Consider the following 23,913-nt stretch of genomic DNA (forward strand, 5'->3'; position numbering starts at 1 on the left):
AACCGGTACGTCCATTTCCTCAGATACTTGGCGAGGCGTACGTCCTTCTTCAACGACTAGCTTTGAAAGATGCTCTCGATATTGTTGAGATACATGTTTTTTTCCCATAAGTTCTTCCACGCTCCTCTTGTATTCCTTTCATTATACAAGACGCTCATTATTGCGTGTCCACTTTTTATACTAACTCTAAAAATAAACAATAATAGAATTCAGCTTCTGAGTTAGTGGTGGTTGTTTTTTTGAAGGTCGTTAATTTAAATAAGGAGCCTAACGATGGATCGATATGAAACGTATGATGAACTTAAAATGCAACATATAAAAGGGCAAGACTACGATATTCATGTAAGTGCCAAGCAGCGGATGATTATTGCGCCCCATGGTGGGGGGATTGAACCAGGTACTAGTGAATTGACTAGGTTGCTCGCAGAACGCACGGGTATGGGCTTCTACATATTTGAAGGTAGGCAAAAATCAGGTAATGCGGACATGCACATCACATCGACCCATTTTGATGAACCGATGGGTGTACACGTGGTGGGCGAATCAACAACAACACTTGCTATACATGGGTATCTTGGAAAGCCTGAACAAAGAGACACAATCATTGGAGGACGTGATGAACAGCTAAAAAGGGAGACGCTGTGCGCACTACAAACCGCAGGATTTACTGCGCGTATTGCAGAGCAGGGAACGCTGTTCTCGGGACAATCACCGAGAAACATCGTCAATAAGAATCAATGTTTTCAAGGTGTACAATTAGAGATTAGTCTCGCGCAGCGGATGATGTTTTTTCACGAGTTCACACTGCCACATCGAATGGGGTCAAGAACGGAGCAGTGTTTGTCGTACGTCACTGCCTTGAGTGAAGTATATCGTTGATTTCTATAATATAGAAGATCGATGCAGCGGTAATGTGGATCGAAAGAATTAATAATTAATAATTTTAGAAAAATAGACTATTCCATTAAAAAAAGTAAAAATATTACAATTAAAGCGATACTCAATTGAGGAGGGATGGCTTTTGTTGTATAAGATGTTTAAGCGAACTGCCATTGTAGGAGGCGCAGCAATGCTTGCGCTCGGTGCACCTGTTGCCCACGCATGTAACCTTGGTCCAGAGGAGCATGGGCAGGGGATCGTTAAGCCTGTTGAACCGGGTCCTTCACACGCGAGCGGAGAAGCGGCTATTACGGTTCAGCAAGGACAATTCACTAATGTCACTGAAGTTGCAGCTGTTGAACTAAAGGAGATTGATGGTCAGAGTGTGACGACTGCAGACGTGTATGCGCATAAAGATCATGCATACTTAGGAACACACCGGGGGGCAAGATCCAATGAGGGCGTTCGTGTGTTTGATATGACGGACCCAGAAAATCCAGAAGAGGTAAGTGTATTTGCAAATGACATTCCGGGTACTTGGCAGGAAAAAGTCATTGTCAAGTCGGTGGACACACCCCATTTTACAGGGGACTTAGCTGTCGTTAGTCTGCAAAAATACAATCAAGATGAAACCGAACAATCTGGCACGGCGATTTATGATGTTACCAATCCAGAAAGACCCGAACAACTTGGCTATTATGAGCTTCCTGCTGACGTACTAACAGGCACGCACGAGTTGTATTTGACGACGCAAGAAGACCGAGCCATTCTTCTAACGGCGAACATTTATGCGGATTTTTATACCGAAGGTGACTATCATGATTTCACTATCGTTGATGTGAGCGACCCCGAGAACCCAGAGCACCTTTACAACTGGGATCCGAGGGAATTGATTCGTGCTAATGATTTTGATGGAATGAATTACACGGATGAAGAAGGGGCCGAACGTTCCGCATTTGCTCATAGTGTCATTACCGATCAGGGAGGTGATTATGCATACATCTCTTATTGGGATTTAGGTACTGTTATTATGGATATTCGCAATCCTGAAGCGCCGGAAGTAGTGGGTCATACGAGTTTTGAGCGAGATGTCCAAGGTGCTGCGCACTCCGCCGCGCTCGCTCATGATGATACGATTCTCGTAGAGACAAGAGAAGTATTTGAGCCAGATCCAGACGATCCAGAATTCGAAAGAGGATGGGGATACACCCGAATCTATGACATCTCGGATAAATCAAACCCAGTTCTTATCAGCGATATTCGTTCAGATAATTCACAAGAACAAATTGATCCAGAAGAAAGGGAGCGAGGAACGTATACCGTACATGACCCTAAAGTTGAAGGAGATAAGCTGTATCTCTCCCACTATTCTGATGGAATACGCATGATTGACTTATCCAACCCCCATTATCCGAGGGAAGTAGCGTCTTATGTACCCGATGCGGCCAATGTGTGGGGAGTGTTCATTTACGGAGACTACATTCTTGGTTCCGATATGGGCAGTGGGTTGAAAGTGCTCGATGTGAACTGGGGTAAAGCTCCTGGTGGGCCGCCGACATATACGACCCCTTTTACAGCCAAAGCATCTGAACCAGAATCTACATTAGGCGTAAAGCCTTTCGTCTTTGCAAAAATTCAACAGATCTTACCGTTTTACTAGAGTAGTTCAGAACACATGATGATTAACTAGTCATGTTATTGATGTAAAACCGCCAACGTTCGCTTTAAACGTTGGCGGTTTTTGTGATTCACCTAAGAGGCCGACACTTCTATAATCACATGTGGCGTCCATTTCTTACGAGTTGGTGTTTCATTTAGCAAAAGGGTAATTTTAACTTCGATAAAAATTCTAACTTTCGGGGAAATTAACCGCTGAGGTGAGTGCGGATGGAAAAACTGCAAGCTGTTTTTTTGACTATCGTTTTATGTATGATGACTACAACAATTGCGGAAGCAGAGGAATATGTATACGAATCGGTCATTACTCCATATGCTGAAGAATTGCTTGGCATGGGTGAGCAGCATTATGATTTGTTGGCTTTAGAAACGAATAACGAAGATGACGAATTCGTGACGGTTACAGCCACGTATTTAACATACTACGGCGACCACGATCCGCCGAACACGATTGATACGATCACGTTTATTGTAGAGAATGAGGACGCTGAAGTGGTTGATCATTCGTCAGAAGTGGTCTGTTATACGAAATCGTAGCCAATGCGCACACACAATGATAAGCGTGTGCGCACTTGGCGATTAATGACTCCGCTTGTCAGCTTCTTCAGCGCGACGTTTTGCAACAAGGTCATCATGGTCAGCCAGCTCTGAAGAATATTCTACATCTGCTCCATCAGTTTCTTTAAGTGCTTCAGGGGTTTGAGATAGTTTGGATTTGTCTTTTCGTTTGTTGTTTTTCGATTGTCCTCTCGTCATAGGAGCCTCCTTTCATGAATAGGCTGTCAAATTGCTGAACATTTATGCAAATAGCTCTTGACTTACATCGAATAACGTTTATAATCACTTGTAATACATAGCTGTTTTTTGGTGGAGCCTGTCAATCTGGGGGAATTTATGCCCTTTTGACAGGTTTTTTTATGTACCATGTGCATATTGTAAAAAGGATAGGAGGCAGTCACTTGAAAAGAAAACAATTTGTCGTCATCGGTTTAGGGAGATTTGGCGTTAGTGTAACAAAGACATTGATTGGTAATGGTCATGAAGTGCTGGCCATCGATATTGATGAACACAAAGTTCAAGAAATATCAACAGATGCAAGTTATGCTGTTCAAATTGATGCAACCGATGAAGTCGCACTGGAACAGCTTGGCATTCATAAATATAGTCATGCGATTGTCGGTATTGGGGAAGACCTACAAGCGAGCATCCTCATTACATTATTGCTAAAGGAAATGGAAGTTGAAAAGATTACCGCCAAAGCGAAAGATGAGCACCACGGGAAAGTACTTACAAAGATTGGTGCAGATCAAGTTATTTTCCCTGAAAGAGATATGGGTAGGCGTCTAGGCAATCTTATCGGGTCGAATCATCTTGTTGATTACTTGGAACTGTCTGATGATTATCACGTCGAGGAGATTCTCGTGCAAAAGGGGATGAGTCATTGGAAGCTTGAAGATTTAGACGTCAACCGCAAATATGGTTGTACAATCGTGGCCATTAAAGATCGAAAGCAGAACATCGACATCTCCCCTAAGCAAGACCGAGTGCTTCGAGAAGGGGATATATTAATTCTTATCGGAAAACCAAAGTCGATTCAAAAAATGCAGAAGGATTACGATAAGACAGTAAAGTAGAGAAGGTGCACAGGTGAGACTCCACAATAAAGATATTCACATTAATCCCCCTCAGTGGATTATTATCGGATTTCTCTTCTTAATTATGATTGGCACGGTGCTTCTGCTGTTGCCATTGTCTTCTGCAGGTCCGACAAGTATTGGATTTACCGATGCGTTGTTCACCTCCGTATCGGCAGTTTGTGTAACTGGTCTGGCGGTAGTTTCTACTGGTTCAGATTTATCTTTGTTTGGGCAAACGGTCGTTATGGTTCTCGTTCAACTCGGTGGACTAGGGTTTATGGTGTTTGGTATTTCGGTAGCGATACTACTTGGTAAAGTGACGGGTTTAAAGTACCGACAATTACTACAGACGACAACGAATTCCCTGTCTGCGAGGGGATTGTTACGAATCGCAATGATTGTCTTACTGTTTGCCCTCTTATTAGAAGGGGCAAGTACACTTGTTCTAACGTGGAGATGGCATGAAGAGTTAGGACTGGCAGATGCCTTCTATTATGCACTGTTTCATTCGGTTGCAGCCTTTAATAATGCCGGTTTCTCTCTGTTTGATCATAGTATGGAACAGTTTGTCGGAGACCCGACGGTTAACCTTAGCCTATCCACGTTGTTTATTGTCGGTGGTTTAGGGCTTATGGTCATAGCCGACGTATACAAAACGAGAAACTTTCGCTTTTTGTCTCTACATTCTAAAGTCGTCCTCACGACGTCAGCGGCACTTCTCGTCTTTGGTTTTGTGGCGCTATTTCTTTTAGAATTGTGGAATCCAGCTTCGAACGGGTCAACTGTATCGGAGCGGTTATGGGCTGCTTATTTTCAAAGTGCCACCCCTCGTAGTGCGGGGTTTAATACGGTAGATATTGGCAGTATGCTCGTTGCCTCACAATTTCTCATCATTGTGCTCATGTTTATTGGTGCATCGTCTGGTGGCACAGGTGGGGGAATAAAAACGAATACGTTTGTTGTTTTGTTGTTGGCCATGTTTAATACATTCCGAAGTGGCAATCAAGTGCATGCGTTTAAGCGAACGATTGCAATGGAAACGATCATGAGAGCTCTTGCAGTCGTCGTGAGTTCACTTGCGTTTATCATTGTTGCGACGCTCATCCTTACTGTAACGGAAGGGATTAATGACGTTTATTTTTTAACCGTTCTATTTGAAGTGGTATCCGCATTTAGTACGACAGGCTTGTCAATGGGCTTTACAGATGAGCTATCAACAGTTGGAAAAGTAGTCATCATGATTACGATGTTTGTTGGCCGTTTAGGGCCGCTAGCATTGGCGTACGCTCTCACGTATCAACAGACGGTAAGCCGAGCAAGCTACCCGAAAGATCAAGTGTTGATCGGATAAACCTGAACAGCGTGACGCTCCTTGGAGAGAGAGTCACGCTGATTTTTTTGTGGGAATCTTAAATAATATGTTGTAAAACCGCTTTCACCAAGCTACAATATAACGGAATCATAAATCGATTTAGTTACAAGCGCTTCTTTGGATGCGCTTCCTTTTTTACACAGAGATAAATCGGTTTAGTTATGGAGGTGTTTGATGGGTAAAGTGACGATGGCGGACGTTGCCGCGTTAGCGGAGGTGTCCAAAAGCACCGTTTCACAATATATGAACGAACGTTTTCACTATATGAGCCATGAAACAAAAAAGAAAATTGAACGAGCGATTGATGAGTTGGGATATAGTCCGAATGGGGTTGCGCGAAGCTTGCGTCAGAAGAAAACGCGAACGATCGGTGTGATCGTTGCGAATATTTTGCACGAATTCTCTACTGGAATCGTTCGGGCAATTGAAGATACGTGCCATGCGAATGACTTCCATGTGATCGTTTGCAACGCAGATGACCAACCGGAAAAGGAGAAGCATTACATTGATATGCTTCGGGCAAAGCAAGTTGACGGTCTAATCGTCCTTCCAACGAGTGATAATCAAGCATTGTTCACACAATTAGTGGAACAGCACTACCCCCTCGTTTTTTTAGACCGATTGATTGAAGATGTTGAAGTCAATGCGGTCTTATCCGATAACTTAGAAGCCGTTAGGCTTGCTGTGGAGGAGCTAGTCGGAAAAGGGTATGAGAAAATCGGCTTAATTACTCAACCGATCAAACATCACATTACCCCTCGGGTGGAACGTAAGGATGCCTACTATCAAGTGCTAAAAAATTTAGGGGTCCATGTAGATCAGGCACTTGTACGAAGCGCTGAGGTCGATGACGTACAAAAGGTAATGCAACAGATGATGAGTGAATTTCCCCCAGATGCTGTCATTGCCGGAAATGATCGGGTGCTTCAAGAGATTCTCAAATACATTCAATCTGAAAAACTGTTCGTTCCAGAAAAGCTCGCTGTGATTGGTATTGATGATGTTTCCTTCGCAGAATTCTTTAATCCACCTTTAACAACGGTCGCTCAACCGACATTTGCGATGGGTAGAAAAGCTGCAGAGCTACTTTTAGCGGAGATCGAGGACAGTGAACAAGGATTACGAGAAAAGAATACGTACCGGTTACAACCCGTATTGAAACGTCGATTATCTTGTTAATTGACAAGGAGGAGAATGCATGAAAAAGTTCGGATTGATGAGTCTAGTAACGGTAATCGCATTAGCAGGTTGCCAGTCAGAGGACGTGGCTGGAGATCCAGGGGATCCTAAGAAACTCATTCTCGCTACACAATTGGATGAAAGTAGTCCGTTTGCTGTTGGATTTCGAGAATTCCGCGATGCCATTGAAGAGACTTCGGATGGTGCAATTACAGCAGAACTACATACAAATGGGTCGCTAGGAGGAAATGAGGACACGTTGTTGCAAAGCATCGCCACCGGAGGGGTCGATATGACCGTTGTATCACCAGGATTCATGACACAAGTGCAGCAAGAAGTTGATTTGTTTTCTATGCCGTATCTATTCACAAGTTATGAACATTGGTTGGCCGTTGTTGATGGCGACATTGGTGAAGAGATGAGCCAGATGGTAGAAAGCGAGACGAACCTTCAAGTCCTCGGATACTGGACAGCAGGAGTACGACAATATTACGGGGCACAGCCAGTGGAAGAGGTGGAAGACCTTCGTAATGTGAGCATCCGTACCCAAGATTCACCTGGTATTCAAGACAGTTGGTCTGCACTTGGCGCGCTCCCCGTAAGTGTTGCTTGGGACGAAATGTATCAAGCATTGCAAAACCGTGTGGTTGATGCTTCAGAGAATGACTTTACGAACGTGTATCAGTCTAGTCACCATGAAGTGACGCCCTACATCTCCCTCACTGATCATGATTTTACGACGCGTTTCTTTTTAACGTCAGACGTTGTGATGGAGAGGTTCACGGATGAAGAACAAGAAATGATTGAGATCGCTGCTGAGGTTGCAACAGAAGCGGCAAGGGAAGCGGATTTACAACTCGCAGAGTCTTCTTTAGAAGCACTAGAGGATGAGGGTGCAATCGTGAATGAAGTTGATATTGAACCATTCATTGAGCAGACACAGTCGGTACGTGAACGAATCGCAGAGGAGCTCGAAGCGGTAGAGCTATACGAAGCGATTCAAGAGTTGGCCGACCAATAAGGAGGACTGAAAATGAAAACATTACTGAACGGTATTGAATACGTATTTATGCGTGCGGCTGCTCTGTTTTTTATCGTGTTTGTCGTTTGCATATTTTTACAGCTACTCTCTCGCTATGTTCCGACCATCACGTTACTTTGGCCTGCAGAAGTCGCAACGTACGCGTTTATATGGATGGTTTTTTTAGGAGCAGCGGTGATGGTCTACCATCAAGAGCATTTTAAAATTGATTACTTATTTGAAAAGCTACAGGGCGGTGCGCTTCTGACGGTAAAAATGATTAGCCATGCACTCATCGGAGGGTTTGGTTTGATGATGATCATACATGGCTCTCGTCTTGTACAGTTGTTCTGGGAGTGGACAGTGAACACGTTACCGGAGCTTCAACAAGGGTATTTGTGGCTAGCGCTTCCGGTTGCAGGGTTCGGAATGCTACTCTTTTCCATTGGAAACGCGATCGAAGACGGCAAAGCTTATCAGCTTGAAAAAGGAGGAGAAACCGGATGACCGGCATCATTCTCGTTGCACTTTTCATTTTATTATTGTTTTTAGGTGTGCCAATTGCTTTTACGCTAGGGATTGTCGCATTTGTTGGGATTTGGATGCTAGATTCGTTGCCACTTCAAGTAGTGATGCAAAGCATGTTTTCCGGTCTTGAATCGTTTATCTTGCTCGCGGTTCCACTCTTCATTCTCGCAGCAAACATTATGAATCAAGGAAAAATATCCGAAAAACTTATTAATTTAGCTGTGTCGATGGTTGGGCATATCCGTGGAGGATTGGCGCAAGCGAACATTGTGGTGTCCATGTTCTTCGGAGGCATCTCAGGTTCTGCTCAAGCGGATACAGCTGGTGTTGGTAAGATTCTCATTCCGAGCATGATTAAAGAAGGATATAGCAAAAGTACCGCCGTCGGTACGACGGCAGCCTCATCCACGATGGGGATGTTAATTCCACCCAGTATTCCGATGGTCGTCTATGGCAGTGTTACAAGTGTATCTGTCGGTCAGATGTTTCTCGGCGGTGTGATTCCAGGACTGCTTATGGGCGTGGCGATGATGGCCCTTGTTGGCTTTATTTCGAAGCAGCAAAACTATCCTCGTCATGAACGAGTGAGCATGAAAGATATCGGGAAGAATTTTTTGACGTGCATCCCTCCGTTGTTAACACCGGTGATTATTCTTGGTGGAATTATTGGTGGATTTGTCACTCCTACAGAAGCAGCAATTATCGCTTGTGGGTACGCACTTATTCTAGCGGTGTTTGTTTATCGCACGATTACACTCAAAGATATGCCGGCGATTGTGTATGATACGATTCGTTTAAGCTCTCTCACGTTGTTTGCGTTAGCTACAGCAACTGCACTGGGCCATCTGTTCAGTTACTACCGGGTGCCTGACCTTATTGCTGGCTTTTTCCAAGATAACTTCTCTAGTGTTGGCTTTTTCCTCATCGCGGTTATCCTTCTATTCTTGTTTGTCGGGATGTTCTTGGATGCAATTCCAGCGATGATTCTTTTCGTACCGATTGTGTTGCCTGCTTCAGAGGCTCTCGGTGTAGATCCTGTACACTTTGGGATCGTTATTGTGATGTGTCTCGCAGTCGGAATGATTACACCGCCGTACGGTTTATGTATGTTACTCGCTAGCTCAATAGCAAAACTAAGCGTAAGCAAGTCGATTGTTGCCTTGCTTCCATACGTCGCTGTTATTCTTGTAACGATTATTATTGTTGCATTTTTACCAGATCTTGCTTTATGGTTACCAAGCTTTATCGATTGATCATAAAAATTAAGAAGGAGACGCTTATGTCTACATTTCAAGAAGTAGCCTTATCGTGTGTAAAGGAAGTACAATCTGTCGTTAGCAATGTGAAAGAAGAACAGATGCACGCGTTTGCGTTGGCCATCAAAGGCGCTAAACGAATCTTTGTGAGTGGGGAAGGTCGTTCTGGTCTGATGGGAAAAGCGATTGCGATGCGGCTCATGCATGCAGACTACACAGTTTATGTGACGGGAGAGACGATTACTCCGAGCATTTCCGACGGTGATTTGTTAGTCATCATATCAGGATCAGCATCGGGGACACAGTCATTCATTTCAAAAGCAAAACAAGCAGGCGCTTCGGTTGCTCTCGTTACAGCGAACCCCGAACAAGAGAAATCTTCTGAGGCAGATCACGTGTTGCTCGTACCCGCAGCAACGAAAAAGCGTCTCAACCATGAGCCTGTAACGATTCAACCACTCGGCAATCAATTTGACCAAAGTGTACACGTATTATTGGATGCAATCATTGTGAAACTGACGACAAATCAACATGAACAAATGACCGCAAGACATGCAAACTTAGAGCTGTCTTAACAAAGAAGGGGGTAGACACGATGAAAGATGTAATTACGATTGGGGATGCGATGATTACGCTCAATCCAAGTTCAACAGGGCCGATGAAATTCGTGAATTCTTTTGAACGCCGCGCGGGAGGCGCAGAGTTTAACTTTGCGATCGGTTGTGCGAGGCTTGGACTTGAAACCGGATGGATCTCTCGTCTCGGTAAAGATGAATTTGGGCAGTACATTCGCTCATTTGCTCGCGGAGAAGGCATCGATACGACCGAGGTGAGGTTAGAGGAAGGGTACGCAACCTCACTAAATTTTAAGGAGATCCAAGCAAGTGGAGCCGGACGCACGTTTTATTACCGCCACCCTTCTCCGACCGAAAAAATGACGGCTGAAAACTTGTCAGCTGATTACGTGCAAGCGGCTCGACTATTGCATATCACCGGCGTCTTTCCAGCAGTCGTTCCAGAAAACTTGGAAGTGACAAAACGAGCAGTACAACTAGCAAAAGAAGCCGGTATGAAAGTGTCACTCGACCCGAATATTCGATTGAAGTTATGGACTGCAAAACGAGCAAAGGACGCTTTATACCCGTTACTAAACGATGTGGACTTGCTTTTGGCAGGTGAGGAAGAGTTAGAGATTATTTTAGGCACATCAGATCCTAAAGAAGTATTTGCTCGAGCAAAAGAGCTAGGCATTGAGTTTGTAGCGATTAAAAAAGGTGAAGAAGGAGCGATCGCTTCTTACCAGGACGAAGTACTAGAAGTGCCGGCAGTGCCTGCCCAGAAAGTTGTAGATACGGTTGGAGCAGGAGACGGTTTTGATGCTGGAGTCGTTTATGGATATTTGAACGGTTGGTCGCTAGAAAAGACAATGACTTTTGCTGCAACAATTGGTTCTATGGTTGTTGAAGTGGTCGGTGATAACGAAGGATTACCGGTCCTTGAAGATGTAGAACAGCGGCTTGGGTTTATAGAGCGTATCGAACGGTAAGGAGGGGACCGATGAAGCTACAATTGGCGTTGGATCGATTGGATTGGGATGAATGTTTTCGCATTGTGTATGAAGTTGATGAGTACATTGATATTGTGGAAATTGGAACGGGTGTTATTAAAGAGTATGGAATGAGTATCGTACGTGAATTAAGAAAAGCGTTCCCTCACCACATTCTTTTGGCAGACATGAAAATCTGTGATGCAGGTCGTCATGAAGCGACACAAGCATTTGCATCAGGAGCAGATATTGCTACAGTCATGGCGTTTGCACCTCCAGCTACGATACAAGAAACCATCGTTACCGCACGCGAACATGGAGCGGAAATGATAGTAGACCTACTCGGTGTTAGCGAGCGAAACAAGGTGGAAGAAATCAATGAGTTGCAACCAGATTATTTGGGATTACACGTCGGTAAAGATGAACAAAAGACTGGCAAAAAAGCTGATTCCCCTTTTGCTTTTGTTGAAGGGATGACATTGAAAAAAGCTATTGCGGGTGGAATCACTCTGGAGACATTGCCAGATGTCAGTCGTCATCAGCCAGACATTGTCATTGTTGGAAGTGCGTTAACGAAAGCAACGAACCCGAAACAAGTGGCAAAAGAAATGAAAGCGATCCTAAAGGAGAATAAAAATGGCTGATTTTACGACGTTGCTCACTGAATCGAGGGTCGTGGCGGTTATGCGCAAACTTCCTTTTGAAGACATCGAAGAAATCGCAGGAGCACTCATTTCAGGAGGCGTAAACGTACTGGAAGTAACGATGGAATCGGACCGTGCAACCGAGCAAATTGCTCGGTTGCGAAATCGTTTTGATCAAAGGGCAGTAATTGGTGCAGGAACAGTGCTAAATGTAAACGACGCGAAATTAGCCCTAGAAGCGGGCGCTGATTTCATTGTTTCCCCTATTCTGGACGAGCAGACCGTGCGTTTTGTGAAGGCAGAAGGAAAGACGATGATTCCAGGAATCTTTACGCCAACCGAAGCTTTTCGAGCGTATGAGTGGGGCGCGGACATCGTAAAAGTGTTTCCTGCGGATGCCCTTGGACATTCGTTTCTAAAAGGAGTGCAAGGACCGCTAGGGCACATCCCAATCATTCCGACAGGCGGAATTGATTTGGACAATCTTGTCTCATATCGACAAGCAGGTGCAATCGCCATAGGAGCCGGTGGCTCATTGTTAAAGAAAGCACTCGTTGAGACAAAGGATTGGGCACAGCTTACAAAACATGCAGAGAGGTTTGTTGAAAAATCACTTTCTGTTTAAAATCCTAGGTGCAGAATGTAGAGGTTACATCATCATTTCCTACGTTGTGGCCGATATGACAAAAATGTCTTCGCGTAGCGGAATCACTCCAATGGTGTTATACCGAGTGGGGCAGGGCGCGTAGTGCGCATTGTGCGCCCTAGTTTACCCTTTCTGCAATCATGTTTGCTCTTTATTAGCGGTTTTACCGTTCATTTCGTAAAACTTGCGCGCAGATTGGATTAAACCTAACACCTTACGACTGGTCGGTCCCAGCGGGACCGAAGCGAAATCGGTCTCGATTCGGCGCGACTCGCGCCGACAGAAGTTAAGCGTTTTCAACTGTGCGACACAATAAACATCGCTTTGGAACTAGATTGTTGTTCAATTTCTATAAAGTGTTGAATCTGATTCCTTAGACGGACGTTTGGAATTAGATGTCGATCGATTGGAATCAGAAAGAGGCAAAATGGTCACATATGAGTGAATCTGATTCCAATCGATAATCTTTGGAACCAGTTCCCCCGTTCCACGTTCAAAACCTCGCAGCTCAGAAAAACACACATTACTTTTTAAGCTTCTCGTTAACCGAAATCAATGACTCCCTTTTATGCGAAGGTTCGGGCAATAGGGCGAGGTGCAAATGTAAAAAATCCCATAATATAACCGTTGATAGGAAATTTTCAACAAGCGAAAGTACTAGAAGACGTCTTCCTATTTTTCTTTGCATGAACCGCCTTGGACACTTAGCAGAGTGCAAAGCGTAAATTTTACCATAGTGCTTCCTATGGTAAGATTTCTTTTGTTTGACGCACCCATTTGTTGCAAATCCCACCATAGAACAAAGAGTGATAAGATTTCAGCTAAATCGGCTTGCCAATTGACAAAATTCTTACCATAGCTATGATCTTCCTATATACGGGCAGCCCCCATTAATGCCAAGAGAAACCTGTTCTTTAACAGCGCTAGTCATACTGACAAAAATGTATTGAACTTATAATCACTATATGCTAATATGAGCACATAATCATATTAGCAGGAGTGAAAAAATGAATCATTCATACATAGACCTCGATGAGGAAACGCTATTTATCGTATCGCAAACGTTTAAAGCGCTTGGTGACCCGACGAGAATAAGAATACTTCATCTTTTAGCAGAAAAAGAGTGTTCGGTCGGTGAGATTGTCGAACATCTTTCGCTTGGTCAATCCACCGTATCTCATCAGCTGCGTTTTCTAAAAAATTTGCGGCTCGTGAAATCAAGACGAGCAGGCACTTCGATGTACTATTCACCTGAAGATGAACACGTATTAAAAATACTTGAGAAAACGATACAACACGCGACCCACGATTAATGACGGATGTGGGTGCGTTGTTTATTAACACACTTTATATGTGCATATGATCATATAAGGAATCGGAAAGGAGTCTAACCTTTGGGACATCATCACCACCACCACGGACATCACCATCATCACGCGACAGGTGAGGCAAATAAGAAAAACCTTCTGTACGCAATGCTCATTATCGGCAGCTGGATGGTTATTCAGTTACTTGGCGGACTTTGGACGGGCAGCTTAGCATTACTTGCGGATGCTGTACATATGTTCAACGACTTTGCGAACCTGCTCATTAGCTTCTTTGCCATTGTGCTCGCTAAGAAAGCAGCAACCGCTACTCGCACGTTTGGAAATCATCGGTACGAGGTGTTATCTTCACTTTTAAATAGTGTCATGCTTCTCGTGATTGCTTTTTTTATCATTCGCGAGGCGATCCAGCGATTTGTTGAGCCACAGGCGGTTATGGGCGGCGCGATGATCGTTATTGCCTTTATCGGGCTAATTGCCAACGTTGGTGCATTGTTCGTATTAATGCGAGGGGACGTGAAGAACAACTTAAACATGCGCGGGGCATACCTTCATGTTCTTTCAGACACATTGGGCTCAGTCGCTGCCGTTGCCGCCGGCATCATTATTTTGACGACTGGTTGGTATTATGCTGACCCGATACTCAGCATTATTATTGCGCTCATGATTGGGCTGTCTGCATTTCGTCTGCTCAAAGACACCGTACACGTATTGTTAGAAGGAACGCCAAAGCATCTCGATTGTGACAAAATATCGGCTGACCTGTTAGCGATCGATGAGGTCGTTGATGTGAACAACTTGCACGTATGGACGATTACGTCGGGAATTGAGAAGCTCACTGTGCACCTTGTACTACAGGGGAACTCAAACCAAGCTTACGAAGATGTACTCGAAAAAGCTAAGCATTACGTGCAACATTCTTTGCACATCGAACAATCAACCATTCAGATTGAACGGGAAGTAGATGGAGAGAAAGATAGGGTAGATTAACTGAGAAGAGATTTGTATGCACAGCTTTTGGAAGTGTTCGCATAAAGAGGTTGAGAGAACTTTGATTACAAACCGCTTTTTATGTATATAATGAAACGCGTTACTCTCCCATTTCCACCACTTACGCGTGGAAATATAAAAATCGCCCACTTGTTGATTATGCTAAATGGACTAACAATAAGTGGGTGATTGTATGAACTCTGCTTCTCGTCTTCACATTCTCGATTTGTTACGAGGGGTCGCTATTGTCGGCACACTTGCAACGAATATTTGGATATTCTCTGATCCAGGTTCTGCGACACTTATGCCAATGAATCAAGGACAATCCGTAGTTGAAATGCTTCAATCTGTTTTCGTTAATGGGAATTTCTTAGCGATGCTTACGATCCTTTTTGGAGTCGGACTGTATATGAAATATCAAAATAGTAAAGGATCGCAAGTACCATGGATACCATTTTATTTGTTGACGATGTTCATTTTATTTATTGAAGGTTTATTTCACTTTGTATTCATCTTTGAGTATGACATTTTAATGACTTACGCTATAACCGGAGCCATTGTAGCATTTTTAGTCCAATTAAAACCAAAAACGATGACAATTTGGATTATTGTCACATTGTCTCTACACACATTTGGTATCCTTATTTATTATGTGCAAACGTATATTGCTTTTTCGGACCCAACGTCGTATACCGCTATTCAACAAATTGCTTTGGAAACAACTTCTTTATATCAGTTTGGGACGTATTTTGAGCAGGTCCTCTATCGAATTGAGAATTTTTTTCTTTTACGATCAGAGGCGTTTTCTATAATCTATGGATCCATTGGGCTGTACTTGATTGGCATACGATTATATTTAGCAGGCGCATTTAACATGGATAAGAAGGGCATGTATATCCAAAAGAAGTTAATGTTATGGGGATTTAGTATTGGACTCCCATTAAACCTGCTTTCACTAGTTCCAGGTGGATATTTTGAAATACCGGTACGCTTCTTGTTTGCGCCGGTTCTAACATTTGGGTATATCGGATTGATTGCCTGGATGATGAACCGTGGAGCATTACGATGGATTCAGAAGCAGTTCGAAGTGATTGGTCGAACTGCGCTAAGTTGTTATGTATTGCAAAGTATACTTGCGAGCCTTTACTTTTATAGTTTTGGCCTCGGATTTATAGGCGTTGATGGCATATTGGCTGTAGTTGTTGGTTTTGTATTGATTAGCATCTGCATGCTTGGTTTTGCTCACCTTACATTGAAGACTTTCGGAGTTGGCCCCCTAGAGTGGCTCTGGAAGACACTATCGAAGATGCCATTCAAAAACAAAAGGTATTCAGCTAAATAAAAATGCTGGAAGACTCTCTCCCAGCATTTTTATTTTATTTAAACAACTGGAGGAGGGTCCTCTTGACTTTGTTTTCGCTGATGATTGTCGTTGTTTTCATCCTCAGTAAGTGCCTCGACTTCTTCTTCAATTTCTTCTTCCGTCGTTTCCACAGGTGGTGCAAAAAATGTTCCGCCAGATACATCTTTCACATTATGTACGACAACAAACGAGTTTGGATCGACTTCGCGTATTAAACGTTTTAACATGAGCAGTCGATAACTTGGAACGACGACGTAGAGAACGTAGTGTTCTTTTTCCGTGAATGTTCCGGAGCCGTTGAAATACGTAGCACTGGAAGTCATGTTCACTGTGACACGCTTGGCAATTTCACGATATTCGGGGGATACGATCGTTACTGCTTTTTTTGCATCAAAACCACCAATTACGTAATCACTGGCTAACTTTCCGATAAACAGAGCGATGATCGTGTACAGCGTGTAGAGCGGACCGATAATGAATACACCTGCAAATACGATAACGGCGTCCATAATAAAAGTCGTTAATATGACATTCCATTCGTACCTTTGAGCAAGAAGTCTCGCAAGCGTAGATGTGCCGCCAATCGAACTGCCGGCTTGAATAATAAACCCGAAACCAATCCCCATCGTAAGTCCGGCAAAGATTGCCGCAACGAGGGGGTCACCTAATGGTGTCGTCACCATACCTTCAGTTGTAAAAATGAAAAGGGAGAGCAACGGAACATTGATCATCGTTTTCATAAACATCGTACGAGGTAAGAATTTAAAACTCACGAGTTGTAGCAAAATAAAAGAAATAAACGTGATTACACCTGGCGACCAGTCAAATGCATAGAACAAAAGGAGTGCGATCCCCAAAATCCCGCCGTCTGCGATCTGGTTAGGCATGGCAAAAACGGTTACCGAGAGCGCGCATAGTGCGGTTCCAAATACGACAAATATTGCTTGTTTCATAGTCAACCTCCAAACATGACAAGCGACTTATGAAGGGTCTGCTTGTTTTTCATAATATTCTTGTTCGTTCTCTTCATTGTGGAAGGTTTTTTGAGCAGGATCATGGGCTTCTGCGAAACTTCCTCCTGAAACATCTTTGACTGTATGCACGACGGTAAACGCATTTTCATCGACTTGACGAACAATTTTCTTTAAGTAAAACAGACGTTGCTTAGGAATCGCAACATAAATTAAATTTTCCTCAGAATTTTCTTTGTCGTTCAGTCCTTGAAGAATCGTTGTGTGGGCACCAAGACTGAGTCGGATGGCTTCTGACACTTCGACTGTTTTTGGTGTGAAAATATGGACGACTTTTTTTGATTCGAAACCTTCGAGTACGTAATCTGTAACTTTTTTACCGACAAACAATGCAAGTACGGTATACATCGTCATGAGTGGACCAATGATAAAAACACCTGTCAGCACGATGATCGCGTCTAAGACGAAATTCGTTCCGGTCAACTCCCAACCAAATTTATAGTTGAGCATACGTGCAATCGTTGACGTACCACCGGTTGTACTACCTGAACGAAAGATAAAACCAAAACCAATTCCTGAGAACAATCCGGTGAATAAGGCGGCGAGTAACGGATCAGGAATTCCTTGTCCCATTCCTTCAAAGATAAAAATGAACAATGAAAACAGCGGGATGGTGACGAGTGATTTTATAATCATATCTCGGGGTAAATACCGATAACCGATGGCAAGTGTAACGGCGTTTACGATAAATGTAACGAGAGAAGGAGAAATCTCAAACCCATGGTATAACAATAGTGCAAGGCCGGGAACACCGCCCTCAGCTAAATTGTTCGGCATCGCGAATAGCGTCACCGATAGCGAGAAAAATAAGATTCCAATAACGAGTAATGCATAATTTCTCATGAAAACACCTACCTATTTCTTGTGCATGATCGAGCACTTCCTATGTTTCCCAGTAATCCGGAGAATAACACATGGAAAATGGGGACTAGCTAAGCCAGTTAGAACGAAACATCATCATTTTTTACGTATGTGAGTATCATCTCTTTTAATATGAGCTGTTGCTTGTGTGGCGCAATGTCTTCTTCTAAGTACGTAATGGGGGATTTTAATGTAATGTTACTTCCAAACGTCCCATAGCTATTGATGGCGGTAATAATCGTCTCTTTCAAAGGTACGTCTGTTCTCAGTGAACCGTCGCGCTCACCGTCGGCAATGATGATCATGACTAAATCCGCGATTTGCTTTTGCGTGGCAATATAGTCACTCATCGTATCGAGTTCCTGAACGGCAAATGAAGCATAACTTTCAAAGGCTTCGCGAAAGGTTGCACTTTGATTTAACGTATCGTCATCTCCAATCGTTAGTAGATCAAAGATTTCTTGTAATCGTTCGAATGCGGTTGTCGATTTGTTCACAATTTCTGTAAATGAATGGATGTGTTTCTCCAAGTTGTAGATGGCTACAGCTACGATCAGCCGATCTTTTTTCGGGAAATAGCGAAATAACGTTGCAATCCCAACCCCTTCAAAGTCAGCAATTTCTTGCATTTGCACCCGTTCTAACCCTTTCTCTAAAAAAAGTTGTTCAGCGGTTTGAACAATGCTCTCATAACGCTTCGTTTTGTTTTGCTGTCGCTTTCCAATCGATGTCATAAAAATGGTCCTTTCATGCAAAATAAGAAGACGTACAAATTGCAGATGTACGTTCGACATTGTACACTTAAAATGATAGTCGGACTATCATTTTTTATAAAACAGGAGGCTCTTAAAGATGAGATTACCTAATAAAATCGCGCTAATCACAGGTGCAGGTAGTGGTATGGGAGAAGCAGAAGCGTTACGGTTTGCTAAAGAAGGAGCAACCGTTGTCGCAACAGACATCAATGAAGAAGCTGTAAAGAACGTCGTTACACAAATTACTGAGTCTGGTGGCCAGGCGGTATTCTATAAACATAACGTCGCTTCACATGACGACTGGCAACAAATTATGGCGGATGTTAAGAAACGTTACGGCCGGTTGGATATTCTCGTAAATAATGCTGGCATTTCGTTGGCAACGCCTTTTGAAGAGCAAACGGAAGAAGACTGGGCACGGACGTATGGAATTAACATTAATGGAGTTATGTTTGGGATGCAACAGGCAATTCCGCTTATGCAAGAACACGGGGGTTCCATCGTCAATATTTCCTCGATTTCCGCACTCACAGGGATGGCTGGCGCAGGTGCATATACCGCTTCTAAAGGTGCGGTTCGGTCCATTACAAAAGCGGCAGCGGTCGATTACGGTAAGCAAAATATCCGTGTAAACTCTGTGCACCCGGGGTATATCGTGACACCAATGAGTGCGCCGTCTATGGAACAATATAAAGATTATTTCTTGACGCAAGTCGCTTTACCCGAGCTTGGCAATTCAGAAGAAGTGACAAACGCTGTTCTTTTCTTAGCTTCCGATGAAGCGAGCCATATTACAGGGATCGAGCTTCCTGTTGATGGTGGTGTCACCGCCAAGTAATCATCCGTTTAGCAATAGAAAACCCTTGGTCCAATGACCAAGGGTTTTGCGCTTTAAACAGGAACTGCGCTACGGATCAGGTGATCAAAAGCGGCAAGGGAGGCATTCGCTCCTTGTCCCATTGATATGATAATTTGATTGTAAGGTACATCTGTGCAGTCACCAGAAGCAAAAAGCCCAGGGACGTTCGTTGCGCCAGATTTGTTCGTAATGATTTCACCCATTCGATTGCGATCCGCGAAACCGTCGAGCCAATCGGTATTTGGAATTAACCCGATTTGCACGAAGACCCCTTGCAGGGCGACGTTCTTTTCTTCACCTGTCGATTGGTCAAGATAAGTGATGCCGTTCACATGATCATCACCGGTAATTTCAGTCGTCTTGGCATTTGTAATTACATCAACGTTTGGAAGCGTTTCAATGCGTTGTTGCAACACTTCGTCCGCCTTCAACGTTGGACCGTATTCGATGACAGTAACATGATTTACGATACCTGCTAAGTCAATCGCTGCTTCAACACCGGAATTTCCACCGCCAACGACAGCAACGTCTTTACCTTCAAAGATAGGCCCATCACAATGTGGGCAATACGCCACACCTTTGTTTTTGAACGCGTCTTCTCCCGGTACGCCAAGCTGGCGCCAACGTGCACCGGTGGAAACGATAACGGTTTTACTCTTCAGTACACCGCCGTTCTCCAATTCAACTTCAAACAGCTCGTTTTTGCGAATATCACTGACACTTTGCAAGTTCATGATGTCGATGTCATATTCTTTTGCATGTTCTTCGAGACTCGCAGCGAATTGAGGACCTTCCGTTTTCTTCACACTAATAAAGTTCTCAATACTCAACGTATCAAGCACTTGGCCGCCAAATCGTTCTGCGACAATGCCTGTGCGAATCCCTTTTCGAGCAGCATAGATCGCTGCGCTTGTTCCCGATGGTCCGCCACCAACAACGAGCACATCAAAAGGATCCCGCTCATCAAACTCAGATGCGTCAGCGCCACTGCCCATTTGGTTGAGTATTTCGTCGAGTGTCATTCGACCGCTACCAAACGTTTCACCATTCATCATCACTGTTGGAACAGCCATGATATCGTTAGATTCTGCTTCTTCTTTAAATGCCGCGCCGTCAATCATGGTGTGTGTGATGTTTGGGTTCAGCACACTCATTAAGTTTAACGCCTGAACGACCTCTGGACAGTTATGGCAAGAGAGGCTTACGTACGATTCAAAGTGGAATTCGCCTTTAAGGTTTTGAATTTGCTCAATCACCTTATCTTCAACTTTCGGCGGCCGACCGCTTACTTGTAAAAGCGCAAGAACGAGTGATGTGAATTCATGACCTAAAGGAACACCGGCGAATGTTACACCGGTGTCTTCTCCAATTCGATTCACAGAAAAACTAGGTGTTCTTGATAGGGCGGCCTTTTCCACAGTGATCTTTGTAGACATCGAAGACAACTCATCGAGTAGTGCAACCATATCCTTTGACGTATCGTCATCAGCGGCATTCACTTTAATGACAATGTCTTGTTCCAATAACTGCATGTATTGGTTTAATTGGTTTTTAATCTCTGCTTCAAGAACCATTAATTACACCCCTTAAATTTTGCCGACAAGGTCAAGGCTTGGCTTTAATGTTTCAGAACCTTCTTCCCAGTTAGCTGGGCATACTTCACCTGGATTGTTACGAACGTACTGTGCAGCTTTAATTTTGTTCACAAGCGTACTTGCGTCACGGCCGATGCCGTCTGCACTAATTTCTACAGTTTGAACAATGCCATCTGGGTCAATGATGAACGTTCCACGATCTGCAAGACCGGAAGCTTCATTAAGAACCTGGAAGTCACGAGAAATTTGTTGAGAAGGATCACCGATCATCGCATACGTAATCTTGTTGATCTTCTCAGATGCATCGTGCCAACCTTTGTGGACGAAATGAGTATCTGTAGATACAGAATAAACTTCTGTACCGAGTTCTTTTAGTGCTGCATATTGATTTTGGAGATCTTCAAGTTCAGTTGGGCAAACGAAGCTAAAGTCTGCAGGATAGAAGCAAACAACGCTCCATTGACCTTTAAGGTTTTCATCGGTAACCTCGATGAATTCACCATTCTTGTAAGCTTGGGCTGTGAAAGGTTGTACTTCTTTTCCGATAAGTGACATGTAACAACATCCTCCTGATATCCTTTGTTGATAATTATTATTAACACATACTCATTATTAATATACATATTTCATTTGTCAAGAAATCTATTAATGGAATCGATGAGCTGTGTTGAAAATGAAACACATCCCGTATTTTAAGGGAAAAAATAAGTATTTTCAAATGATAAAAGGGTGAAGGAAAAAAATTGAAAATATTTTTTTCGATTTTCAAAAAGTAATGATGATATAATTGTTGTATAGAACATTTCAATAATTCTCATCTGAGTTATAATTATTCTCAATTCTAAACAATACAAAGTTGGGGGCGGACGAAGGTGTATCAAATTGTCATCGCTGACCGAGATCAACAAGAAGCTGAAGGGCTCCAATGGCTCATCAAAAATAACGCGTTTCCTGTCCATACGATCAGTACATGTCATACGCTCTCTAGTTTCGTAGATCTAGTCGAAACGCAAATTCCCGACATTGTCTGCATCGAGCTAGATATGATTCCAGCGGATAAATGGGAAGTGATTCGCCCATTTATACAAAGAGTTAGCCAAGTGATCGTCATTACAGCGGAACCGACGTTCCAAAAAGCGATGCAAGCATTAGAACTTGAAGCGATTAACCTTTGGATGAAACCGTTATCGCTATCTATGATTCGCCATGATATGCAGTCGGCGTTTCGCAAACTGTCAAACCAGAATGACGTGGAAGAACGTACCGTTTCGTATGTCGATTACGAATCGTTATTTATCAAAAGTGATGAAGCATTTTCCTACCCTGTCTTTTTATTAGAAGTTGAAGATTTAAAAGACTTGCCTCATTTACGATCATTTGTGAAGCAATATCCGTTTTCCGTTCGGCCTCAAGTATTGTCGACGAGTGATCGAATTGTGCTCGTATTTGGCTCACATTTTCATGACGAAGTGGAGCGAGCAAGAACGTTACTATACGAATGGTCGTACGTTTCACATACGCCAATGGCCATCGGAGTTCATACAAGACAACAAGATCAGTCATTGCAAGAGATTTATATCGATTTAATTCAAGCGATGGAACTTACGTTTTTCACAGGGTATAACCAAGTATTTGAGACAAAAGATGTAGGGACTTGGCGTGATTTTGATCCTTTTCTATCCGTTAAAGAACAAAACGAATGGATCGACATGTTAAGTGAGGGCGATCGTCACCGAATTCGACGATGGCTTAGAACGGAGTTTTTTGCATTTACGAGTCCCTATCCCGAACCCGGATTGTTGCGAACGAGGTTGACGAGTATTTTGGCGCAAGTTCGTCGCTACATGTTAAAAAGTCAAATGACCGATGATAAGTATGAAAAGCATTATAAAAGCACTTTTGATCATATTTTATATGGATCCAACCTTTTTCGAATTGTCCAGGAAATGATTCTATTTATCGTTCGACTCGTTGAGACCGTTAACAATACGCCAGTGAGTCACCGAGATGCGGTTGATCATGCACTGGCCTTTATTCGAAAAGAATACAGAAACAAGACGCTTACTTTAAGTCAAGTCGCAGATCAAGTTCAGTTAAGCTCCGCGTATGTAAGCGACTTGCTATCCAAACAATACGGCCGGTCCTTTTCTGAAATCGTTTTGAATTACAGAATTACTTATGCTAAAGAAAAGTTACTCAGCACCGACCTTAGTATTTCAGAAATAGCAGAAGCCGCTGGCTTTCACCAAGCGAACTATTTCAGTCGGGTGTTTAAGGAGAACATCGGGAAAACTCCCCGAGAATTTCGGAAAACAACGTAGCGATCATCCACTTCACAAGAAACGGTTGCTCAGCGGGAGATGACTCTCAGCAAAGAGCACCATCTCCCGTGACTATATAAGTTGAACGAAAGAATTTCACGTAATTCGATGACCGAGAGCGGTCTTTACAGGCAAACGCCTACCGATCGTCTGTTGGAGTTCATCTCACTTCGATGTCGATCGTTGTTCATTACTGCAAGGGTTGTGGAAAACACAGAAGACGTTTACTGAATGGTAAAAGGACGTGACCGCTGGTCATCACCTGACGCAAGCGTGTGATCTCCTGACACGTTTGTGACAATCCAGCCCTCTAACCGTGCGCTTTTGGTCCTCAACGGTCACATAGATCGCGATATGTGACCGTTGACTCCGTTTATGTGCGCATCCACGTTTAAAATGATGATTTTTCATTCTCAAGTGTCACATTT

General features: G+C 43.4%; 24 protein-coding genes. 18 read left to right on the top strand and 6 right to left on the bottom strand.

The annotated features are described in order from the left end of the window. The first annotated feature begins 273 nt into the window (after positions 1-273). The 3 genes from ACE1TF_RS09770 to ACE1TF_RS09780 all read left to right on the top strand — a co-directional run bounded on the left by ACE1TF_RS09770 (position 274) and on the right by ACE1TF_RS09780 (position 3,093). Positions 274-879 (top strand): poly-gamma-glutamate hydrolase family protein, encoded by a 606-nt coding sequence (locus tag ACE1TF_RS09770; protein ID WP_375016312.1) that lies wholly within the window; start codon positions 274-276, stop codon positions 877-879. A 142-nt stretch (positions 880-1,021) separates the two neighbouring features. After that, a complete protein-coding gene (locus tag ACE1TF_RS09775; RefSeq protein WP_375016314.1) occupies positions 1,022-2,539 on the top strand; it encodes an LVIVD repeat-containing protein in 1,518 nt (505 codons plus the stop codon). Positions 2,540-2,766: 227 nt separating this feature from the next. After that, a complete protein-coding gene (locus ACE1TF_RS09780) occupies positions 2,767-3,093 on the top strand; it encodes a hypothetical protein (protein ID WP_375016316.1) in 327 nt (108 codons plus the stop codon). 42 nt (positions 3,094-3,135) lie between these two features. Here ACE1TF_RS09780 and ACE1TF_RS09785 read toward each other — a convergent pair whose 3' ends face one another. Continuing rightward, positions 3,136-3,312: a YfhD family protein gene (locus ACE1TF_RS09785; RefSeq protein ID WP_375016318.1), complete on the bottom strand. Its 177-nt coding sequence runs from the start codon at positions 3,310-3,312 to the stop codon at positions 3,136-3,138. Positions 3,313-3,515: 203 nt separating this feature from the next. Here ACE1TF_RS09785 and ACE1TF_RS09790 point away from each other — a divergent pair, with 203 nt between their 5' ends. The 13 genes from ACE1TF_RS09790 to ACE1TF_RS09850 all read left to right on the top strand — a co-directional run bounded on the left by ACE1TF_RS09790 (position 3,516) and on the right by ACE1TF_RS09850 (position 16,042). Then, positions 3,516-4,190, top strand: coding sequence for a potassium channel family protein (locus tag ACE1TF_RS09790; protein ID WP_375016320.1), 675 nt, complete (start codon positions 3,516-3,518; stop codon positions 4,188-4,190). 13 nt (positions 4,191-4,203) lie between these two features. Beyond that, on the top strand, positions 4,204-5,544 hold the full coding sequence (locus ACE1TF_RS09795) for a TrkH family potassium uptake protein (protein ID WP_375016322.1): 1,341 nt from the start codon (positions 4,204-4,206) through the stop codon (positions 5,542-5,544). Positions 5,545-5,739: 195 nt separating this feature from the next. Beyond that, positions 5,740-6,744 carry a substrate-binding domain-containing protein gene (locus ACE1TF_RS09800; protein WP_375016324.1) on the top strand — a complete coding sequence of 335 codons (1,005 nt, stop codon included), beginning with the start codon at positions 5,740-5,742 and terminating at the stop codon, positions 6,742-6,744. 19 nt (positions 6,745-6,763) lie between these two features. Next, on the top strand, positions 6,764-7,765 hold the full coding sequence (locus ACE1TF_RS09805; RefSeq protein ID WP_375016326.1) for a TRAP transporter substrate-binding protein: 1,002 nt from the start codon (positions 6,764-6,766) through the stop codon (positions 7,763-7,765). A 12-nt stretch (positions 7,766-7,777) separates the two neighbouring features. Then, a complete protein-coding gene (locus tag ACE1TF_RS09810) occupies positions 7,778-8,272 on the top strand; it encodes a TRAP transporter small permease (RefSeq protein WP_375016329.1) in 495 nt (164 codons plus the stop codon). Beyond that, complete coding sequence (locus ACE1TF_RS09815; protein ID WP_375016331.1) at positions 8,269-9,546, top strand: TRAP transporter large permease; 1,278 nt, start codon at positions 8,269-8,271, stop codon at positions 9,544-9,546. The genes ACE1TF_RS09810 and ACE1TF_RS09815 overlap by 4 nt, the downstream gene beginning before the upstream one ends. 26 nt (positions 9,547-9,572) lie before the next feature. Then, a complete protein-coding gene (hxlB, locus tag ACE1TF_RS09820; protein ID WP_375016333.1) occupies positions 9,573-10,124 on the top strand; it encodes a 6-phospho-3-hexuloisomerase in 552 nt (183 codons plus the stop codon). 20 nt (positions 10,125-10,144) lie between these two features. Beyond that, positions 10,145-11,095: a sugar kinase gene (locus ACE1TF_RS09825; RefSeq protein WP_042402859.1), complete on the top strand. Its 951-nt coding sequence runs from the start codon at positions 10,145-10,147 to the stop codon at positions 11,093-11,095. Positions 11,096-11,106: 11 nt separating this feature from the next. Beyond that, positions 11,107-11,739 carry a 3-hexulose-6-phosphate synthase gene (gene hxlA, locus ACE1TF_RS09830; RefSeq protein WP_375016338.1) on the top strand — a complete coding sequence of 211 codons (633 nt, stop codon included), beginning with the start codon at positions 11,107-11,109 and terminating at the stop codon, positions 11,737-11,739. Further along, positions 11,732-12,364: a bifunctional 4-hydroxy-2-oxoglutarate aldolase/2-dehydro-3-deoxy-phosphogluconate aldolase gene (locus ACE1TF_RS09835; protein ID WP_375016341.1), complete on the top strand. Its 633-nt coding sequence runs from the start codon at positions 11,732-11,734 to the stop codon at positions 12,362-12,364. Before hxlA ends, ACE1TF_RS09835 begins: the two co-directional genes overlap by 8 nt. A 1,028-nt stretch (positions 12,365-13,392) precedes the next feature. After that, complete coding sequence (locus ACE1TF_RS09840) at positions 13,393-13,698, top strand: ArsR/SmtB family transcription factor (RefSeq protein WP_042402866.1); 306 nt, start codon at positions 13,393-13,395, stop codon at positions 13,696-13,698. Positions 13,699-13,779: 81 nt separating this feature from the next. Next, a complete protein-coding gene (locus ACE1TF_RS09845; protein ID WP_375016343.1) occupies positions 13,780-14,700 on the top strand; it encodes a cation diffusion facilitator family transporter in 921 nt (306 codons plus the stop codon). Between the two features lie 193 nt (positions 14,701-14,893). After that, positions 14,894-16,042, top strand: a complete 1,149-nt coding sequence (locus tag ACE1TF_RS09850; RefSeq protein WP_375016345.1) for a DUF418 domain-containing protein — start codon at positions 14,894-14,896, stop codon at positions 16,040-16,042. Between the two features lie 38 nt (positions 16,043-16,080). Here ACE1TF_RS09850 and ACE1TF_RS09855 read toward each other — a convergent pair whose 3' ends face one another. The 3 genes from ACE1TF_RS09855 to ACE1TF_RS09865 all read right to left on the bottom strand — a co-directional run bounded on the left by ACE1TF_RS09855 (position 16,081) and on the right by ACE1TF_RS09865 (position 18,689). After that, a complete protein-coding gene (locus tag ACE1TF_RS09855) occupies positions 16,081-17,016 on the bottom strand; it encodes a YitT family protein (RefSeq protein ID WP_375016347.1) in 936 nt (311 codons plus the stop codon). Positions 17,017-17,043: 27 nt separating this feature from the next. Further along, positions 17,044-17,937, bottom strand: coding sequence for a YitT family protein (locus tag ACE1TF_RS09860; protein ID WP_375016349.1), 894 nt, complete (start codon positions 17,935-17,937; stop codon positions 17,044-17,046). A 98-nt stretch (positions 17,938-18,035) separates the two neighbouring features. Next, positions 18,036-18,689 (bottom strand): TetR/AcrR family transcriptional regulator, encoded by a 654-nt coding sequence (locus tag ACE1TF_RS09865; protein WP_238544759.1) that lies wholly within the window; start codon positions 18,687-18,689, stop codon positions 18,036-18,038. Between the two features lie 118 nt (positions 18,690-18,807). Between ACE1TF_RS09865 and ACE1TF_RS09870 the strand changes: the two genes are divergently transcribed. Continuing rightward, on the top strand, positions 18,808-19,548 hold the full coding sequence (locus tag ACE1TF_RS09870; RefSeq protein WP_042402875.1) for an SDR family NAD(P)-dependent oxidoreductase: 741 nt from the start codon (positions 18,808-18,810) through the stop codon (positions 19,546-19,548). A 53-nt stretch (positions 19,549-19,601) separates the two neighbouring features. Here ACE1TF_RS09870 and ahpF read toward each other — a convergent pair whose 3' ends face one another. After that, positions 19,602-21,143, bottom strand: coding sequence for an alkyl hydroperoxide reductase subunit F (gene ahpF, locus ACE1TF_RS09875; protein WP_042402878.1), 1,542 nt, complete (start codon positions 21,141-21,143; stop codon positions 19,602-19,604). Positions 21,144-21,155: 12 nt separating this feature from the next. After that, complete coding sequence (ahpC, locus tag ACE1TF_RS09880) at positions 21,156-21,719, bottom strand: alkyl hydroperoxide reductase subunit C (protein ID WP_042402881.1); 564 nt, start codon at positions 21,717-21,719, stop codon at positions 21,156-21,158. A 317-nt stretch (positions 21,720-22,036) separates the two neighbouring features. On the opposite strand from ahpC, the gene ACE1TF_RS09885 reads away from it, so the two are divergent. After that, the gene (locus ACE1TF_RS09885; protein WP_042402884.1) at positions 22,037-23,485 is read left to right on the top strand and encodes a response regulator transcription factor; all 1,449 of its coding nucleotides are present in this window, start codon (positions 22,037-22,039) and stop codon (positions 23,483-23,485) included. The last annotated feature ends 428 nt before the right edge of the window (positions 23,486-23,913 follow it).

The sequence above is a fragment of the Geomicrobium sp. JSM 1781026 genome, assembly GCF_041949955.1.
GTDB lineage: Bacteria > Bacillota > Bacilli > Bacillales > Marinococcaceae > Geomicrobium_A.

What these genes read in the sequence shown, in the direction of transcription:
- ahpC (WP_042402881.1), bottom strand. Translation starts at nt 21,719, where the DNA reads ATGTCACTTATCGGAAAAGAAGTACAACCTTTCACAGCCCAAGCTTAC.
- ACE1TF_RS09800 (WP_375016324.1), top strand. Translation starts at nt 5,740, where the DNA reads ATGGGTAAAGTGACGATGGCGGACGTTGCCGCGTTAGCGGAGGTGTCC.
- hxlA (WP_375016338.1), top strand. Translation starts at nt 11,107, where the DNA reads ATGAAGCTACAATTGGCGTTGGATCGATTGGATTGGGATGAATGTTTT.
- ACE1TF_RS09805 (WP_375016326.1), top strand. Translation starts at nt 6,764, where the DNA reads ATGAAAAAGTTCGGATTGATGAGTCTAGTAACGGTAATCGCATTAGCA.
- ACE1TF_RS09865 (WP_238544759.1), bottom strand. Translation starts at nt 18,689, where the DNA reads ATGACATCGATTGGAAAGCGACAGCAAAACAAAACGAAGCGTTATGAG.
- ACE1TF_RS09850 (WP_375016345.1), top strand. Translation starts at nt 14,894, where the DNA reads ATGAACTCTGCTTCTCGTCTTCACATTCTCGATTTGTTACGAGGGGTC.
- ACE1TF_RS09825 (WP_042402859.1), top strand. Translation starts at nt 10,145, where the DNA reads ATGAAAGATGTAATTACGATTGGGGATGCGATGATTACGCTCAATCCA.
- ACE1TF_RS09840 (WP_042402866.1), top strand. Translation starts at nt 13,393, where the DNA reads ATGAATCATTCATACATAGACCTCGATGAGGAAACGCTATTTATCGTA.
- ACE1TF_RS09855 (WP_375016347.1), bottom strand. Translation starts at nt 17,016, where the DNA reads ATGAAACAAGCAATATTTGTCGTATTTGGAACCGCACTATGCGCGCTC.
- ACE1TF_RS09810 (WP_375016329.1), top strand. Translation starts at nt 7,778, where the DNA reads ATGAAAACATTACTGAACGGTATTGAATACGTATTTATGCGTGCGGCT.
- ACE1TF_RS09780 (WP_375016316.1), top strand. Translation starts at nt 2,767, where the DNA reads ATGGAAAAACTGCAAGCTGTTTTTTTGACTATCGTTTTATGTATGATG.
- ACE1TF_RS09835 (WP_375016341.1), top strand. Translation starts at nt 11,732, where the DNA reads ATGGCTGATTTTACGACGTTGCTCACTGAATCGAGGGTCGTGGCGGTT.
- ACE1TF_RS09860 (WP_375016349.1), bottom strand. Translation starts at nt 17,937, where the DNA reads ATGAGAAATTATGCATTACTCGTTATTGGAATCTTATTTTTCTCGCTA.
- ACE1TF_RS09770 (WP_375016312.1), top strand. Translation starts at nt 274, where the DNA reads ATGGATCGATATGAAACGTATGATGAACTTAAAATGCAACATATAAAA.
- ACE1TF_RS09870 (WP_042402875.1), top strand. Translation starts at nt 18,808, where the DNA reads ATGAGATTACCTAATAAAATCGCGCTAATCACAGGTGCAGGTAGTGGT.
- ACE1TF_RS09815 (WP_375016331.1), top strand. Translation starts at nt 8,269, where the DNA reads ATGACCGGCATCATTCTCGTTGCACTTTTCATTTTATTATTGTTTTTA.
- ahpF (WP_042402878.1), bottom strand. Translation starts at nt 21,143, where the DNA reads ATGGTTCTTGAAGCAGAGATTAAAAACCAATTAAACCAATACATGCAG.
- ACE1TF_RS09785 (WP_375016318.1), bottom strand. Translation starts at nt 3,312, where the DNA reads ATGACGAGAGGACAATCGAAAAACAACAAACGAAAAGACAAATCCAAA.
- hxlB (WP_375016333.1), top strand. Translation starts at nt 9,573, where the DNA reads ATGTCTACATTTCAAGAAGTAGCCTTATCGTGTGTAAAGGAAGTACAA.